A 17,062-nucleotide genomic window follows, 5' to 3' on the forward strand; every position below is an offset into this window, starting at 1 on the left:
CCGCACGGCGCGACCCGCACTCCCCCGCCCCGCCGGCTCGATCGAGCCGGCGGGGCGGGTTCGTTCCCGGGCCCGCCGGCAGCGGACGGACGGCAGGGCGGTCAGCGGTCGAGGCGGCCGAAGTCGGAGTCGCAGGGCCAGCTGCAGAAGCCGGCGCGTTCGACCTCCTCGTAGAAGGGGGTGCCGTCGTCGCCGCGGTGCGCGGCCCGGTCATGGTGGAGGTGCACGACGGGGTCGCGGTGGCGGTCCATCGGGCCGTAGCGTTCGGCGCGCCACACGAAGTCCTGGTCCTCGCCGCCCCAGCCGCAGAAGCGCTCGTCCATGCCGCCGATGCGGGTGAAGAGGTCCTCGCGCAGCCAGACGCAGCCGCCCGGCGGCCGGCGCAGGTGGACCCCGCGCAGCCGGTCCGGGCCGGGGTCGGGGGCCGCGTCGAGGCATCGGGTGCGCACCGCCCGGGCGCTGGAGGCGGGGTCGAGGAAGAGCATGTCCTCGAACGGCCAGTGGGCCTGGGTGCCGGGCCGTTGGAAGCGCTCGACGGCCCGGGCGACGAAGTCGCGGTCGACGAGGATGTCGCCGTCCAGGACGCAGACCAGCTCGGCCGGCCTGGCACCGTGGACCACGCCGACGTTGACGGTCCAGGACTTGTTGAACCGGCCGGGGTCGGGCGCGAACAGGTAGGTGTCGCAGGCGTCGGCGAACAGCTCGCGCCAGCGCGGGCGTTCGTCGCTCTCGACCACCACGACGCGGTAGCGCTCGCGCGGGTGGGACTGGTCGGCGAGCGCGTTGAGGACGGCGGCCAGGTTGCGGACGCGGCCGGTGGCGTCGTCGGGGGCGCGGAAGGGGATGACCACCGCCGCGTCGACGGGGTGGGCGGCCCGGTGCGGCTTGCGGGCGAGCGCGGCCAGCAGCTCGGCGGTGTCGGGGGCCGCCGCGGGGGCCGGCGCCGCGGGCGGGCCCGGCTGGACGATCAGTCGGGACAGCGACTCGGTGCGGGCCGCGGCGGCGCGCAGCGCGTCGAGTGCCGCATCCGCTCCCTCGGGGCGGCGCAGCAGGTCGGTGAGGGCGGCGGTGAGGTGGGCGGCGGCGGTGGCGTCGGCGGGGTCGTCGGCGAGGCGGGCGGTGCTGGTGCGGACGCGGTCGTCGTCGATGGCGGTGAGCGCGTGCGCGGCGCCGTGGTGGGCGTCGGCGGACCAGTCCCAGTAGTCGGGGGCGACGGCGCGGGAGAGCGGGTCGTGGACGAGGATCAGGCTGCTGGTGGCCGCGGCTGCGAGGGCGTCGGGGGCGAAGGGGCGGGCGGCGGGCATGGCGGTGTCGTGTCTCCCCGGCGGTGTCGGGCTGGTGTGGTGGTGGACGTGGTCGGGGCGGCGGGCGGTGTGGGGTCAGTGGGCGTCGGCGGTGGGGGTCCAGCGCAGCGGGGTGAGGTCGGGGACGACCAGGTCGGCGTGGGTGAAGTCGCCCGCGCCGTGGGTGGTGGTGAGGGCGACGCAGCGCAGCCCGGCGCTCTTGGCGGCGCTGACGCCGGCCGGAGCGTCCTCGAAGGCGAGGCCGTCGGCGGGGTGGACGCCGAGGGCGCGGCAGGCGGCGAGGTAGCCCTGGGGGTCGGGCTTGCCGGCGCTGACGTCCTCGGCGGTGACGATGACCTGGAAGAGGTCGGCGCCGCCGACGTGGTCGAGCATCTCGGTGGCGTGGGCGCGCAGCCCGGAGGTGACGACGGCGAGGGGGACGCCGCGGGTGTGGAGGTCGGCGAGGAGTTCGGCGGCGCCGGGGACGGCGAAGGGCGGCGGGCTGTCGGGGCCCATGAGGTAGCCGCAGGCCTCGTCGAAGAGTTGGTCGACGGTGTGGCCGGGGAAGTGGTGGACGTGGTCGGCGAGGGCTTCCTTGCCGCGCCGGCCGACGAAGGTGGCGAGGACGGTGTCGTCGCACGGCACGTGGTGGGTGGTGAACAGGCGGGTCCAGGCGGCGCGGCTGCGGTGTTCGGTGGCCACCAGGGTGCCGTCGAGGTCGAACAGGGCGGCCTTGGCGTGGAGGTGGTGGAGTTCGGTCATGGCGGGTCGTCCTCTGGGTCGGGTGTTCGTGGTGCGGTGGTGTGCGGGGTTCAGCCGGTGGTGGGCGCGCCGGGGCGTTCCCCGGTGGTGAACACCGGGGCGGCCGGGTCGGTTGCGTCGTGCGGGTCCGGTGTGTCGGGTGTGTCGGCCGGGTCGGGTGCGGCGGCGACGGCGCGCAGGGCGGCGTAGCCGCAGAACGCGGTGATGAGGGCGAGTCCGGCGCTGGCGAGGGTGTAGGCGGTGGCGGGTCCGGCCCAGGTGCTGCGGCTGAGCCAGGGGTAGAGGGCGCCGAAGAGGGCGACGCCGGTGACGCCGACGACGGTGGAGAGGGTGTTGACGGTGCCGCTGAGTGTCGCGGCGTGGCGGGGCGGGACGGCGGTGGTGAGCAGGTTGAGCACGGAGGTGTTGGTGAGGCCGAGGCCGAAGCCGCCGATGCACAGGACGGCGGTGAGCGGCCAGATGGCGGTGCCCTCGCCGGCGGGGACGACGGGGGCGAGGGCGTAGGCGGTGGTGAGCAGGGTGCAGCCGATGAAGGGCAGCCGCCGGGTGAGGCGGTGTGGGGCGCGGCCGATGACGGGACCGGCGAGGCCGAAGGCGAGGACCCAGCCGAGCGGGACGAGTCCGGCCTGCCAGGCGGGCAGGTGCAGGTGGTCCTGGAGGTGGAGGGAGAGCAGGTAGAGCATGGAGATGTAGGTGAGGGTGCAGCCGGAGGAGGTGGTGAGGGCCCAGCGGACGGTGGGGGTGGACAGGGGGCGCAGGTCGAGCGCGGGGGTGGCGCCGCGGGCGATGACGCGCTGTTCGGTGCGGACCAGTCGGACGGCGAGCGGGAGGGCGGCGGGCAGCAGGAGCCAGATCCAGGCGGGTCGGGTGAGGCTGAGCGGGATGAGGACGGTGAGGGAGGCGGCGGCGAGCAGCAGGGTGCCGGGGATGTCGTTGTCGCCGCGGCGGGGGGTGGTGGCGGGTCGGTCGTGTGGGAGCAGGACGACGCCGAGCAGCAGGATGAGGGCGCCGATGGGCACGTTGAGCAGGAAGACGGCGCGCCAGCCGGTGCCGAGGATGTCGGCGGAGACGATGGTGCCGCCGAGGATCTGGCCGAGGGCGGCGCCGCCGGAGAGGGTGACGGCGTTCCAGCCGAGGGCGCGGGCGCGGGCGGGGCCGGTGTACCAGCGGTGGATGCCCATGAGGACCTGGGAGATCATCAGGGAGCAGGCGGCGCCTTGCAGGCAGCGGCCGGCGATGAGGACGGGGGCGCTGGTGGCGAGTCCGCAGGCGAGGGAGGCGAGGGTGAACAGGGCGAGGCCGGAGAGGTAGACGCGGCGTACGCCGAGGCGTTCGCCGAGTCGGGCGGCGGGGGCGAGGAGGACGGCGGAGCACAGCGCGTAGGCGGTGACCATCAGGGTGAGTGCGGAGCCGCTGACGTGGAGGTCGGCGCTGACGGCGGGTACGGCCAGGTTGACGATGGCCAGGTCGATGTTGGCCATCGACTGTCCGATCAGCAGGACCAGCAGCGCGGTGCCGCTGGGTCCGGTCCGCCGGCCGGCGGGTTGCCGGGTGGTGGCTTGCACGGTGTCTCCCCTTCGTCGCTCCCCCGGCGGGTGGGCCGGTTCGTCGGCCGGGGGGTGGTCCTGGTGGTGGAACACCGGCCGGGCCGGTCGGGTTGCGTCCGGTCCGGCCGGTGGTGGCGGGGGTGGTGGCCTCGGGTCAGGCGGTGGTGGCGTCCAGGTCGAGGTCCTGGTAGGTGGCGGCCCAGGGGAGGCGGTCTTCCAGGGCGGCGGCGGCGCGGATGACGAGGGCGTCGTTGCGGCGGCGGGCGGCGAGTTGCAGGCCGACGGGGACGCCGTTGCGGGCGCGGCCGACGGGGACGGAGGCGGCGGGGCTGGCGATCAGGTTGAACGGGCTGGTGAGGGACCAGCCGACGAACGGGTCGACGCGCTGCCCTTGGACGGTGTCGGGGCCGACGGTGTCGCGGCCGGCGGAGTTGGGGATGCCGGTGACGGCGTTGACGGGGCTGACGATCAGGTCGTAGCGGTCGAAGAGGTTCTCGAAGGCGTAGAGGACGCGGGTGCGGTCGAGGTCTTCGAGGCGGAAGTCGACGGCGCTGAGGGATTCGCCGACGCGTACGGAGTCCAGGTAGGCCTGGTCGATGGAGCCGGCGTAGGTGCCGAGCAGGTCGAGGCCGTTGTCGCGGGAGATGGCAGCGGATTCGGCGTGGGCGACGGACAGGTAGCGTCGCCACATGGCGGTGAGGTCGGCGTGCGGCAGCGGCAGGGTGAAGTCGATCTCCTCGACGGTGGCGCCGGCGTCGCGCAGGGCGGGCAGGGCGGCGCGGACGAGGGCTTCGACCTCGGGTTCGACGGGGTAGCCGCCGAGGTCGGGGCTGTAGGCGACGGTGAGGCCGGTGAGGTCGCCGTGGAGGGCGTCGACGAGCTTGTCGGGGGCGGGGTAGGAGTACGGGTCGTACGGGTGCTCGCCGGACATCAGGTCGACGCCGAGGGCGGCGTCGGCGACGGTGCGGGCGAGGGTGGCGTAGCAGACCATCGGGTTGTAGCGGCGGAAGGCGTTGGGCTTGGCGGGGACGGCGACCCGGCCGAAGGTGGGCATCAGGGTGAAGACGCCGCAGAAGGCGGCGGGTACGCGCAGCGAGCCGCCGGCGTCGGAGCCCTGGGCGAGCGGGACCATGCCGGAGGCGACGGCGGCGGCGCTGCCGCCGGAGGAGCCGCCGGCGTTCATGGCGCGGTTGAAGGGTGTGGAGGCGGGGCCGAACAGGGCGCTGTCGGTGGTGGCCTTGAAGCCGAACTCGGGGGTGTTGGTCTTGCCGACGACGATCGCGCCGGCCTGTTCGAGGCGTTCGACGCAGAGGATGGTCTCCTGCGGGACGTCCTCGGCGAAGACCAGGGAGCCGCGGGCCATGCGGACGCCGGCGACGGGGTCGAGGTCCTTCACGCCGATGGGGACGCCGTGCAGGGGGCCGAGTTCGGCGCCGGAGGTGACGGCGCGTTCGGCGGCGGCGGCTTGTTCGAGGGCGCGTTCGCCGCAGACGGTCACGAAGGCGTTGACGGCGGGGTTGGTCTTCTCGATCCGTTCCAGTGCCGCCTGGACCGCCTCGACCGGGGAGATCTCCCGTCGGCGGATCGCCTCGGCGAGTCGGGTGGCGCTCAGTTCGGTGCTTTCGGTCATCTCACGCCTCGCACGGGGTTCGTCGGTTGGGCTCCAGGAGCCGGGCGTGAGGGGGAACACCGGGCCGGGCGTCCGGGTTGCACGGCGTCCGCGGCGGGGTGCGGGGGCGGCGGTGCGAGTCGGCGGTGCGGGGTGCGGGGGCGGCGGTGCGAGTCGGCGGTGCGGGGTGCGGGGGCGGCGGTGCGGGGTGCGGGGCGGGTGGGTTCGGTGGGGCCGGCGGGCCGTCGCGCGCGTGTACCCCGGTGTCGGGTACACGATCAACCACTTACCCCGCGCCCGATGCTCGGCTAGTCTCGCCACGGAATAGACAGGTCTAGACCTATCGGAGATCCGGTATGGCCGTCGTGTCCCGTTCCCCCCTCGCCCGTCCCGGTGGCCCCGCCACCCCGTACCCGTACCCGGACCTGCTGCGGCTGCTGGGCGAGCACTTCACCCGGGCCGAGGCACGGGACCGGGCGCTGGCGTACGTCCACGCGCTGCTGGCCTCCCCCGGCCGGGGCAGCGCCGCGCAGATCGCCGCCCGGTCCGGCGCCGACAGCGCCTGGAGCACCCAGCGGCTGCTCACCCGCACGGTGTGGGACGCCGACCGGCTGCGCGACAGCATCCGCGCGCACGTGGTGCCGCTGCTCGGGGCGTCGGGCCCGTGCGCGGTGCTGAGCCGGCACGAGACGGCCCGGGCGGGCACCGGCGCGGTCGCGGTCGCCCCGGCCGGGGCGCGGGCCGCCAACCGGGACCGCAACATCCAGGCCGCGGCGCTGCTGTGCTACGTGTCGCGCAACCGGGCCGCGGTGATCGACCGCGAGCTGTACCTGCCCTCGCAGTGGACCGCCGACCCCGCGCGCTGCGCCCGGGCCGGCGTGCCGCCGGAACGGGTGAACCCGCGCAGCATGGCCGACCTCGGCCAGGAGATGCTGGAACGCGCCCTGGCGGCGGCGATGCCGATCGGCTGGGTGTTCGGCGGCCCGGACTTCGCCGATCCGCAGCTGCGCCAGTGGCTGTGCCGGCGGCGGCTGCCGTTCTGCGTCGAGCTTCCCCAACTCCGTTATCCGCAGAGCGAGTCGGACGCCTCGGCGGTGCGCTCGGAGCCGGGCAGGGAGGAGGCCTGGCAACTGCTGGGCCGCACCCTGGGCCCGGTGTACGGCCATCCGGCACCGGGTTTCCGGCTGACCCTGCTGGCCCGCCGACTGCCGTCCGGGCACACCTCGCGCTTCCTGCTGCACGCGCCGACCACGGCGCCGGACGTCCCCGCCGCACGGGCGATGGCGGCGGCGGGCGCGGCGGCCGCCCGGGCGGTCCACGAGGCCGACACCCGGGCCGGGTTGAGCAGCCACCAGGTGCGCACCTGGGTGGCCTGGTACCGGCACACCACGCTGGCGATGACGGCGGCGGTCCTGCACCTGGAGGCGGTGACGGCCCACCAGCCCGAAAGGGCCGACCGGAAGCGCAAGTACCGCTCCTTTTAGCACCTGCTTGCCGCTCCGACTCAGGTGGTGTTCTAATCGTTTCGGCCGAGGGCGATGTGCGCACGCAAGAAATCGCGGGCCCGCCCTCGTTTTCCGTCAGCAGAACACATCCGATGCCGGGAGCGCAATTCCGCTCGGACGCCACGGAGCCCCGGCGAACTCCCCCGTGAATTCGCCGAGGAAACGGGCGTTTCCCGTCGGCCCGCACCGTCCGTTCATCCGTGTTGCCGTTCATCCGTGCATGCACCGTGTTTCGATAAGCCATTCCTACCGGGGAGCCTGCGGAACGACATGCCCCATTTGACGAGTGTCACCAGCCAGACGGCTGAGGGAGAGGTCCGGCTGGCCCTGGCGGGCCTGCGTGCCCGGGCCCAGGAGCTGAACCGGATCGCGGAGGCCACGGCCCGGCTGCTGGCCTCCCCCGACGCCCTGTCCCCGGAGTTCCCCGAGTTCCGGGAGTTCGCCCGGGAGGCGGTGCCGCGCTGGCACTTCGCCATGCTCAACGACCACGAGCGCAACGACGCGCTGGCCACCGCCCTGGAGCGGATCGTCCCGCAGGACGGCACCGTGCTGGACATCGGCGCGGGCACCGGCCTGCTGGCCATGATGGCCGTCCGGGCCGGCGCCGCCCACGTCTACAGCTGCGAGGCGAACCCGCTGATGGCTGAGGTGGCCCGGCAGGTCCTGGCCGACGAGGGCTTCGCCGACCGGGTGACCGTGCTCGCCTGCCGCTCCGACGAGCTGGCGGTCGGCCGGGAACTGCCGCGCCGGGTCGACGCGGTGATCTCCGAGATCGTGGACTGCGGCCTGATCGGCGAGGGCATCCTGCCCTCGATCCGGCACGCGCGCCGCGAACTGCTCGCCCCGGACGGGGTGATGCTCCCCGAGCGGGCCCGCCTGCTGGGGGCGCTGGTGCAGAGCGAGAACGCGGTGAACCTGAACCGGGTGAACCGGGCCGGCGGCTTCGACGTGTCCCGGCTGAACGCCTTCGCCACCCCGGGGCACTTCCCGATCCGGCTGCACACCTGGCCCCACCGCGTCCTGTCGGAGACGGTCGAACTGGCCTCCTTCGACTTCGCCGCGGACCCGCTCGGCCCCGGCGGCGGCAAACTCGCCCTCCCGGTGCGCGAGTCGGGCACCGTGCACGCCCTGGTCGCCTGGTTCGAGCTGGAACTCGGCGGCGGCGTGACCCTGCGCAACTCGCCCGACAACGTCGGCTCGCACTGGATGCAGGCGCTGCTGCCGCTGGCCCACCCCGTCGAGGCGCAGGCCAGCTCCACGCTGGAGCTCGACCTCGCCTGGAGCGACACCCGCCTCTTCCTCGCCTGACCCACCCACCCACCGCGCTCCCCCGCCTGGCGCTCCACCGCACCCACGCTCCCCCGCACCCGTGCACGCCCCCGCCCGGCCCGCCCCCACACCACCCGCGGAAGGCAGACCAGACATGTCGCACACACCCGTCCCCTACGAACCGTTCGAGCTGCACGGCGACGCGCTGCGCGAGGCGGTCCTGGCCTACGCCGCCAATCCGCTCTACAAGGACAACGAGGAGTGGGAGAACTCCGACCGCCCCTACCGCCGCCAGCTGCGCCCGCAGGTGCTGCCCTACCTGGACTTCGACCGGGTGGCGAGCCGCGACCGGATCCTGGAGTACAGCAGCCTCGCCGCCCAGCGCCTGCTGACCAGCATCTACGAGGCCGACCTGGTGTTCTTCCCCAAGGCCGGCCTCGGCGACCAGGCGGAGGACCTGCGCCACTACTACAGCCCCGGCAACCGGGCCCGCGGCGAGCTGATCCGCCCCGCGCTGGAACGCTTCGCCTTCGGCTTCCTCGACCAGGAGGTGGAGGTCAGCGGCGACTGGACCACCGAGAGCCTGCTCGCCTACCTGGAGGACCTCGACGTCCACGCCCAGGGCGAGGCCTCCCCCGCTGAGAAGGCCGTCCGCGATTCCTCCGACCCGAAGCGCGCGGCCAGGATGTGGCTGATCCAGTTCGCCCCGGACTTCCTGTCCGAGGCCTCGCCGATGGCCCGGAACGTCCTCGGATATTACGGCGCCGAGCAGTCGGAATGGTTCAAGATCCTCATCGACGAATACGGCTACGGCGTTCACGACACCAAGCACAGCACCCTTTTCGAGGCCACCCTGGAATCCGTCGGACTCGGCTCCGACGTACACCGATACTGGCAGTACTACCTGGTCTCCAGCCTCGCCCTGAACAACTACTTCCACTACCTCGGAAAGAACCACGAGCACTTCTTCCGCTACGTCGGCGCGCTGTTCTACACCGAGAGCACCCTGGTGGACTTCTGCCGCCGCGCGGAGAACCTGCTCGCCGACGTGTTCGAGGGCACCGCGGACGCCCGCTACTTCTCCGAGCACGTCCACATCGACCAGCACCACGGCCGGATGGCGCTGGAGAAGCTGGTCAAGCCCCTCGTCGAGCGCCACGGCGAGCAGATCATCCCCGAAATCGTGCGCGGCATCGAGGAGTTCCGCCTGCTGAGCGCCATCGCCGACGACGACTTCGCCACCCAGATCGCCTGGATGGACGACGCGGACCGCTACAAGGACCTGCACGAGCCCGTCTACGCGGCCATCACCGAAGGCCGGATCAACCCGCCGGTCGCGGACATCGTCGAGCCCTTCGGCGAGCTGTCCAACACCCACAGCCACGAGGGCGACGAGCTCTGCCACATCGTCAGCGGCACGATGCGCTTCGTCAGCGGCTTCAACTCCTACCGGATCCTGGAGGCCGGCGAGGGCACCGTGATCCAGCGCAACCGCCTGCACGGCGCGATCATCGAGTCCGAGGAGTGCGTCTACCAGATCTTCTCCGTCGGGGACTACCGCGCATGCCTGTCGTGACGTTCAAGGCCGGCGGCGCGGACAACTGCGCCCGCGTCGCCGGCCTGCCCTACGTGTACATCCGCACCGAGGCGGGCGGATCGGTGCTGCCCGCCTCCTGCCCGCACCGGGGCGGCCCGCTGAACCTGGGCACCCCCGACCCCACCGGACGGCGGCTGGTGTGCCCGTGGCACGAGCGGGGCTCCTCGCTCAGTCGGCTGCGCCGCCAGGTGCCGGCCGTCCGCTCCGGCGACACCGTCACCGCGGTGCTACCCGGACCGGCGGACGCCGCCGCCGAACTCTGTCACCTTCCGCTGTCCCCGGCCCTCGCCGCCGGAGCCTGAACCGCCCCCGGGGGCCGACCCCGGAGACAGGACGCTCCCGTGAACGCCCCGTCCTCCCCCCAGGTCGCCGTCATCGTCGACCCGTTCTCCTCCGGCGCCCAGTACGCGCCCCGGTTCGCCGAGTTCGGCATCCCCTCGGTCGCGGTCAGCTCGCTGCCCGAGGTGCCCGCGGCCTACGCGGACTCCTGGGACGCCACCCGCTACCGGCAGCTGCTCGCCTTCGACGGCGACCTCGAACGGCTGGTGGCGCGGCTGCGTCCGCTGTCACCGCGCTGCGTGCTGGCGGGCGCCGAGAGCGGCGTCGAGCTCACCGACCGGCTCACCGAGCGGCTGCTCCCGGAACAGGCCAACACCCCGCAGCTGTCGGCGGCGCGCCGCGACAAGGGCGCCATGGCGCAGGCGCTGCGCGCCGCCGGGGTCCCGACGATCCGCCAGATCTGCACCGACGACCCGGCGGCCGTCCGGGCCTGGATCGACCGGGAGGGCCTGGCCGGCCTCGACCTGGTGGTCAAGCCGCCCAAGAGCGGCAGCACCGACGGGGTCACCCGGGTGCCGGCCGGCGCGGACTGGCGGGTGCCGTTCGACGCCCAGCTGGGCCGGGTCAACCAGTGGCACAACCTCAACGACCGGATGGTGGTGCAGGAGTACGCCCGGGGCACCGAGTTCGTGGTCGACACCTTCAGCCATCGGGGCCGGCACACCGTGGCCGACATCTGCCGCTACAGCAAGATCGACAACGGCGAGCAGATGGCCGTCTACGACAGCCTCACCTGGGTCTCCCCCGACGACCCCGCGGTGCCCGCGCTGACCCGCTACGCCGAGGCCGTGCTCGACGCGGTGGGCCTGCGGCACGGCGCCGCGCACATCGAGATCATGCTGACCGACGAGGGCCCGCGCCTCATCGAGATCAACTCCCGCCCGCACGGCGGCGGCCACCCCGCGTTCAACCTGACCGCCACCGGCGACAGCCAGGTGCACCGCGCGGTGCGCTGGTTCGCCCGTGAGGAGAGCGCCCCCAAGGGCTACCGGCTGCTGCGGCACATGACCGTGGTCTTCCTGATCGCCCGCCGCTCCGGCACGGTGTCCAACACCGCCGTCCTGGACGGGATCGCGGAGCTGGCGTCGTACCACCACTCGGCGGTCAGGCTCCGGGACGGCGACCGCCTGGAGGTCACCCGCGACCTGCTGGGCACCCTCACCCTCGGCTTCGCGGTGCTCGCGCACCCGGATCCCGCGCAGGTCGAACGGGACGTGGCCGCCGTCCGGGCCATGGAGGCCGCCCTCGTCGTCACGCCGGACTCCGCCGACCCGCCCGGCTCCTCGGGCTCGCCCGGCTCCTCGGGCTCCGGCGGATCCGGCGGATCCGGCGGATCCGGCGGATCCGCGCCTGCGGCGGCGGCACCGGGCCACGCCGCCCGATGACCCCGGGCGCCCTCGCCGTCGCCGCCAGCCCGGCCTTCCTGGCCAGCTGCGCGGCGGTGGTGTGCAGCCCGGGGCCGGACAGCATGCTGGTGCTGCGCCTGGTCAGCCGCACCCGCCGCCGCCCGCCGGTGCTGGCCGCCGCCGCGGGCATGCTGCTCGCCGGCGCCGGGTACGCGGTGCTGGCGGTCACCGGCGCCATGGCGGTCGTGGCGCTGCGGCCCGGACTGCTCCACGCCTGGCAGGCGGCGGGCGCGCTCGTGCTGGCCGTGACGGGCGGCCGCGCCCTGTGGGAGGCCCTGCGCGCCCGCCCGGCCGGGGCGCGGACGGAGGAGGCTGAGGGGGCGGGCGTCGACCGGCTGCCGCGGCACCTGCTGCTCGGCTTCCTCTCCACGGCGGGCAACCCGAAGGTCGGCCTGTTCCTGACGGTGTTCCTCCCGCAGTTCCTGCCGGCCGGCAGCCCGTCGGCCGGGGCGCTGCCGCTGCTGGCGGCGGTGTACCTGTCGATCGGGGCACTGTGGCTGCTGCTGCTCACCGAGGCGGGCGTGCGGATCGTGACGGCGCGCGGGGCGAACGGCCGGGCCGCGTTCCCGCCGCTCGCGGAGCGGGTCGGCGGCGCGGTGGTGGGGCTGGTCCTGCTGGGCCTCGCCGCCGGGCTGCTCCTTCGATGACCGGCCGGGAGGATGTCGGGTGGGTGTCCGGACGGGTGTTTTCCGGGCGTCCGCGCGGCTTCCGGTCATGACGGACGGTCACGACGGACGGCGGCGAAGGACCGCGGCGAGGACGGGCAGGCCGAGGACAGGCGGGCTGAGGACGGGCGGGCTTCCGAGGGGCAGGTGGAGATGGACAGCCAGGGCGGCGGCGCGGATCGGCGGCCGGGACCGGGCTCCGGGCCGCGGTGGCGGTCCCTCGGGGCAAGCCTGGACGGCGAGTTGGTGCTGCCCGGGGACGCCGGGTACGAGGCGGCGCGGCTGCCGCGCAACCTGCGGTACGCCGACCGGGCCCGCCCCGGGGCGGTCGCGTACTGCGCCGGGCCCGAGGACGTCGCCCGGTGTGTGCGGTTCGCCCGCCGGTACGGCCTGCGGCTCACGGTGCGCGGCGGCGGCCACTGCTACGGGGCCTGGTCCAGCCGGATGCCGCTGGTGGTCGACGTGTCCCGGCTGTCCGGCGTCCGGGTGGAGGACGGCGGCCACGCCGAGATCGGCGCGGGCACCCCGCTGATCACCGTCTACGAGGAACTGGCCCGGCACGGCGTGACGGTGCCCGCCGGCAGCTGCCCGACCGTCGCCCTGGCCGGGCTGGCCCTCGGCGGCGGCCACGGGGTGGTCAGCCGCGCGTACGGGCTGACCTGCGACAGCCTGGTCGGCGCCGAGGTGGTGCTCCCCGACGGCCGGACGGTGCGCTGCGACGAGCGGACCGAACCCGACCTGCTGTGGGCCCTGCGCGGCGCGGGCAACGGCAACTTCGGCGTGGTCACCTCGCTGCGGATGCGCACCCACCCGGCCGCCGACCTGACCGCGTTCAGGGCCTCCTGGCCGTACCGGGAGGCGGGCACCGTCCTGGAGCACTGGCAGGACCGGGCGTTCACCGCCCCCGACCGCCTCTGGTCGCACTTCCTGCTGGAGACCCGCCCGGGCGGCCCGGTCGCCGAGGTCGCCGGGTTCCTGCTCGGCGGCGGCGGGGAGGAGGAGGCCGAGCGGTGGCTGGACGGGCTGGTCGCCGCCGCCGGACCCGCCCGCGAACGGCAGGCCGTCCGCCGGTCGTACCTGGCCGCCGTACGGGCGAACGCCGGCGGCGAGGCCGTCATCGGGCGCCCGGACGAGCAGCGCGTCGCCTTCGCCGCGGCCTCGCACTTCTTCGACCGCGGGCTCGGCCCGCAGACCGTCCGGGAGACCCTCGCGGTGCTGCGGCGCGTGCCCGACGGCGTGTGCGCCTCGATCTCCTTCAACGTCCTGGGCGGCGCCGTCAACCGGGTGCCCGCCGACGCCACCGCCTTCGTGCACCGCGACGCGCGCTTCCTGGCCCAGTGCTACGCCTGGTGGCCCGCCGACGGCCCTTCCGACGCCGCCGAGGCCGCCAAGGCCACCGCCGACACCGCCGTCCGCTGGGTCGGCGAGGCCCGCGAGGCGCTGCGCCCGTACGCCTCCGGCCACGCCTACCAGAACTACCGCGACCCGCAGCTGGCCGACTGGCGGCGGGCGTACTACGGCGCCAACCTGCCCCGGCTGGAACGGCTGCGGGCGCGCTACGACCCGGACCGGCTGCTGGACTTCCCGCAGGCCCTGTGAACGGGCGTTACCGGCTCCCCGGGGGCCTTCGGGAAGGTGAGGGGAGGTCAGGCCGGCAGGGGTCGGCAGCTGCGGCAGGCCCGGTAGCCGGCCGCCCGGGCGTCGGCGGCCGAGCCGAACGGCACCCGGTGCCGGTCGGTGATGCGGCGGGCGTCGGCGCAGGTCGGGTAGCAGAAGATCCGGGTGGTGTCGCTGCCCAGGAAGTGGGTGCCGTCCGCGGCGAACCGGTGCAGGCGCTCCCCGTCGATGCCCTCGTGCGCGCGCAGCCGCTCGACCAGGTCGGCGGGCAGGCCGCAGTCGAGGGGCCGGCCGTCCTCGTCGCCGAGCCGGTGCACCGGGATCAGCACCGGAACGGGGTTGGCGCGCACCGCCGCCAGCAGGTCCGCCTCGTCCGCCTCCGGCAGCCCCGCCTCGCGGCCCAGCCAGCGCGGGGGCCGCAGTTGGCCGCGCGGGATGGCGCGCACCGCCTCCAGGACGCTGCGCTGCGCCTGCGGCAGGGGGCCGTAGTCGTAGCGCAGCATGCGGTCCCGGCCGGTGCGCAGCGCGCCGACGACGCCGGGCAGCGGTTTGCCGGCGGGCAGCGCGGTGCGGCCGGTGCGGCGCAGGTGGGCTTCCTCGAAGGCCTCCGCGCCGGGGTACCAGTCGACGGGTGCGGCCGCGACGACGGCGCCGCGTCCGTGGGCGACGAACAGGGCGGTGACCGGGCCGTCGACCACGGTGTACCGGTCGTACTCGCGGTCGGCGACGCCGGCCCGTTGCAGGATCCGGATCGCCAGGTCGGCGGGCATCGGTACGTGCAGGGCGTCGAGGCCGGGCACGGTGTGGCTGTCGCTGTCGTTGTCGGGCACGGTGCGGCCGCCGGGCGGTGGGATGTCCGTGGTCCGTGCGGTGGACGCCTTGGGCGTGGCCGTGCCGTTGACCGTGCGCCGTACCGCGTCGGGTGCCGCGTCGTGCGGGTCCCGGCCGTTCGGGGCCGCGTGCGGGTGTCCGCTCATCCTCTCACCTCCTCTACCGCCAGCCGGGGTTGGCTGCGCAGTGCGGCCAGCCCCCGTGACACCTGGGCCTTGACGGTGCCTACCGGGCATTCCACCAGCTCCGCGATCTCCGCGTAGCTCAGCTCTCCGACGTGCCGCAGGACCACCGGCAGCCGGTGGTGTTCGGGCAGTTCGGCGAGCGCGGCCACCAATCTCCCCCGTTCGTCCGCGTGCTCCGCCCGCTGTTCGGGTCCGGGTTTGCCGTCCACCAGGGGCAGTTCCCGGACGTCCACCCCTTCCGCGGCGGCGGGCCGCCGGGTCAGGGTGCGGACGTGGTTGCGCCACACGTTCGTGCCGATCGCCAGCAGCCAGGCCTTCGGCTGCAGGGCCTGCCGCCGCGCCGGCGGGTAGTCGCGCAGCGCCGTGTACGCCCGCAGGAAGGTGTCCTGCACCAGGTCTTCCACGTCGCGCGACGCCCCGTTCAGGCGCAGCAGCACCGAGTACACGGCGCCGCCGTGGGTGCGCACGAGTTCGGCGAACCCACGGTCGAGGTCTGCCGCGAGCAGCTCGGTGAGCGGAGGAGGCATCTCGTCCATCGTCTCTGAGAACACCGCCGGCGGCGCGGCGGTTGCACCGGGGGCGGGCCGTCCGGCCGGGATGTGAAGGCGCAGGACGGTGATTCTTCGTGTTCGAGTGGTCACCGAGGGTCGCCGCGGCGGGTATGATCGGGCGTGAACCGACGTACCACCCCGACGGGAGTGCTGGGATGATCTGGCGCGCCGAAGTGGTCGACCAGCTCGACCTCTACTGGGACCGCCAACTGATGCCCCGGCTGGCCGGTCTGACCGATGACGAGTACCTGTGGGAACCGGTGCCGCACTGCTGGTCGGTGCGGACGGCGCCGGACGGGCGGACAGTGGCGGACTGGCAGGAACCGGCCCCGCAGCCGCCGCCGGTGACCACGATCGCCTGGCGGCTGACCCACATCGCCCTGCCGGTGCTCGGGATCCGGGCGAGCGCGCACTTCGGCGACGGGTCGCTGACGATGGAGACCGCGACCGTACCGGCCACCGCCGAGGACGGGCTGGCGGCGCTGAAGGAGTACTACGGTGTCTGGCGCGAGGCGGTGTCCTCCCTGGACGACGCGGCGCTGGGCCGTCCGATGGGCGAGGCCGAGGGCCAGTGGGGCAAGCGGCCGATGGCGACGCTGCTCCTGCACGTCAACCGCGAGGTCATGCACCACGGGGCGGAGATCGCGCTGCTGCGCGACCTCTACCGCGCCCGTTTCTCCTGACGGTCCGGGTGGCGGTGTGGGCCGGGCCTGGAGGCCCGGCCCGTGCGGGCGCGGTCAGGCGGTGCGGACCTTCAGCGGGCCCGTCCCGCTCGCGCGGGCGACATGGGCCGCTTCCTCCTCGACCGCCTTCAGCGGCAGGGCGCCGCCGCCGGAAAACGGGGTGACGACCAGTTCCTGGCCGACGATCTCCCACACGCCGACGATCCGGCCGTCGACCACGACGATCGGGGAGATCCACCCGGACTGGCGGCTCACCAGAGTGCGGTGCTGCGGCGCGAGGAGCAGTTCCTCCTTGGTGCCGGGGCCCAGGACGTACTGGTCGAAGCCGCCGAGCAGGCGCACTCCCCCGGACGGGGCGCTGGCGGCGAGTTCCTCCGCGTGCTCGGTGAGGATGAGCGCCTTGCGGCCCTCGAACTCGACCTCGGTCAGCCGGTCTCCCATGTCCTTGAACCAGCGGCGCAGCTTCGGCTTGCTGGTGCCGTTGAGGCACAGCCAGCGGTCGAACACCTCGGGCGTGGCGGGGCCGTAGGCGCCGAGGTAGGAGGCGATCACCACGGGCGCGGCCTCGTCGGCCGCGGGGACGTCCTTCCAGTCGGCGAACTGGCTGGCCGGCTTGACGAAGGTGACCTTGTTGCCCTGACTGGGGCCGTGGCAGAGCACGCCGCGCCACGCGAGCGGCTTGAGGACGGAGCCCCAGCCGGAGCGCAGCCGCTCCTCCATGCTCTTGAAGCGCTGGTCGGCGACGAGGCGGGTGACCAGTTCGTCACGGGTGAGGGCCGCTCCCCCGTCGAGGATGCCGGAGACCTCCTCGGTCAGCGCGTCGATCTGCTCCGGACTGACGCCGGAGGCCTTCTGCCAGGAGGGCTTGAGCCAGCTGCCCGCGTCCGCCATGAGCGACAGGTAGGCGCCGGCCTCGCTGGGGCGCAGCAGGTGGAGGGTGCCGCGCACGGCCCAGGTCTTCAGGAGTGCGCGGTCGGCGACGTCCTGGTCGACGCTGGTGGCGTCGGGTGTGGACTGCCGCAGGGCGACGGCGAGTTCGGCCGCGCTCCAGACCTGGGCCTGTACGCCGGCCAGTCTGCTGACGATCTCGCTCGCACTGCCGCCGGTACGCGGATCGAGGTATTGCCGCCGCATCCGCCATGCGGACACCTGCTCCCAGCTGACCTTCACGCCGTCCCCTTCTCAGCCAACGGATTCCTCACCCTACACCGTG

Annotated in this window: 15 protein-coding genes; 8 read left to right on the forward strand and 7 right to left on the reverse strand. The window is 74.3% G+C overall.

The features are described 5' to 3' along the window. Positions 1-101 precede the first annotated feature (101 nt). The 4 genes from ACWDBB_RS22095 to ACWDBB_RS22110 form a co-directional block, all read right to left on the reverse strand. Complete coding sequence (locus ACWDBB_RS22095) at positions 102-1,304, reverse strand: glycosyltransferase (protein WP_449791239.1); 1,203 nt, start codon at positions 1,302-1,304, stop codon at positions 102-104. Between the two features lie 75 nt (positions 1,305-1,379). Next, entirely contained in the window at positions 1,380-2,045 is a 666-nt protein-coding gene (locus ACWDBB_RS22100; protein ID WP_449791240.1) for an HAD family hydrolase, read from the reverse strand. A gap of 50 nt (positions 2,046-2,095) precedes the next feature. Further along, positions 2,096-3,610: an MFS transporter gene (locus ACWDBB_RS22105; protein ID WP_449791241.1), complete on the reverse strand. Its 1,515-nt coding sequence runs from the start codon at positions 3,608-3,610 to the stop codon at positions 2,096-2,098. Between the two features lie 136 nt (positions 3,611-3,746). Then, entirely contained in the window at positions 3,747-5,222 is a 1,476-nt protein-coding gene (locus ACWDBB_RS22110) for an amidase (protein ID WP_449791242.1), read from the reverse strand. A gap of 335 nt (positions 5,223-5,557) precedes the next feature. Between ACWDBB_RS22110 and ACWDBB_RS22115 the strand changes: the two genes are divergently transcribed. The 7 genes from ACWDBB_RS22115 (at position 5,558) to ACWDBB_RS22145 (ending at position 13,581) form a co-directional block, all read left to right on the forward strand. Further along, complete coding sequence (locus ACWDBB_RS22115; protein ID WP_449791243.1) at positions 5,558-6,685, forward strand: IS701 family transposase; 1,128 nt, start codon at positions 5,558-5,560, stop codon at positions 6,683-6,685. 291 nt (positions 6,686-6,976) lie between these two features. Next, positions 6,977-8,014, forward strand: coding sequence for a methyltransferase domain-containing protein (locus ACWDBB_RS22120; RefSeq protein WP_449791244.1), 1,038 nt, complete (start codon positions 6,977-6,979; stop codon positions 8,012-8,014). Between the two features lie 115 nt (positions 8,015-8,129). Beyond that, positions 8,130-9,551, forward strand: coding sequence for an iron-containing redox enzyme family protein (locus tag ACWDBB_RS22125; protein WP_449791245.1), 1,422 nt, complete (start codon positions 8,130-8,132; stop codon positions 9,549-9,551). Then, positions 9,539-9,874: a Rieske 2Fe-2S domain-containing protein gene (locus tag ACWDBB_RS22130; RefSeq protein WP_392883254.1), complete on the forward strand. Its 336-nt coding sequence runs from the start codon at positions 9,539-9,541 to the stop codon at positions 9,872-9,874. Before ACWDBB_RS22125 ends, ACWDBB_RS22130 begins: the two co-directional genes overlap by 13 nt. Before the next feature lie 39 nt (positions 9,875-9,913). Then, positions 9,914-11,296, forward strand: coding sequence for an ATP-grasp domain-containing protein (locus ACWDBB_RS22135; protein WP_449791246.1), 1,383 nt, complete (start codon positions 9,914-9,916; stop codon positions 11,294-11,296). Continuing rightward, the gene (locus tag ACWDBB_RS22140; RefSeq protein ID WP_449791247.1) at positions 11,293-11,964 is read left to right on the forward strand and encodes a LysE family translocator; all 672 of its coding nucleotides are present in this window, start codon (positions 11,293-11,295) and stop codon (positions 11,962-11,964) included. Before ACWDBB_RS22135 ends, ACWDBB_RS22140 begins: the two co-directional genes overlap by 4 nt. A gap of 171 nt (positions 11,965-12,135) precedes the next feature. After that, positions 12,136-13,581 carry an FAD-binding oxidoreductase gene (locus ACWDBB_RS22145; RefSeq protein WP_449791248.1) on the forward strand — a complete coding sequence of 482 codons (1,446 nt, stop codon included), beginning with the start codon at positions 12,136-12,138 and terminating at the stop codon, positions 13,579-13,581. 47 nt (positions 13,582-13,628) lie between these two features. On the opposite strand, the gene ACWDBB_RS22150 is transcribed toward ACWDBB_RS22145, so the two are convergent. Both ACWDBB_RS22150 and ACWDBB_RS22155 read right to left on the reverse strand, forming a co-directional pair. After that, positions 13,629-14,576 carry an Ada metal-binding domain-containing protein gene (locus ACWDBB_RS22150; RefSeq protein ID WP_449791249.1) on the reverse strand — a complete coding sequence of 316 codons (948 nt, stop codon included), beginning with the start codon at positions 14,574-14,576 and terminating at the stop codon, positions 13,629-13,631. Continuing rightward, entirely contained in the window at positions 14,573-15,142 is a 570-nt protein-coding gene (locus ACWDBB_RS22155; protein WP_392883261.1) for an RNA polymerase sigma factor, read from the reverse strand. The genes ACWDBB_RS22150 and ACWDBB_RS22155 overlap by 4 nt, the downstream gene beginning before the upstream one ends. A gap of 179 nt (positions 15,143-15,321) precedes the next feature. Between ACWDBB_RS22155 and ACWDBB_RS22160 the strand changes: the two genes are divergently transcribed. Continuing rightward, a complete protein-coding gene (locus tag ACWDBB_RS22160) occupies positions 15,322-15,849 on the forward strand; it encodes a DinB family protein (protein ID WP_449791250.1) in 528 nt (175 codons plus the stop codon). Positions 15,850-15,903: 54 nt separating this feature from the next. On the opposite strand, the gene ACWDBB_RS22165 is transcribed toward ACWDBB_RS22160, so the two are convergent. Further along, positions 15,904-17,019, reverse strand: a complete 1,116-nt coding sequence (locus tag ACWDBB_RS22165; protein ID WP_449791251.1) for a winged helix DNA-binding domain-containing protein — start codon at positions 17,017-17,019, stop codon at positions 15,904-15,906. Between the last annotated feature and the right edge of the window lie 43 nt (positions 17,020-17,062).

The organism is Kitasatospora sp. NPDC001095 (assembly GCF_053598615.1).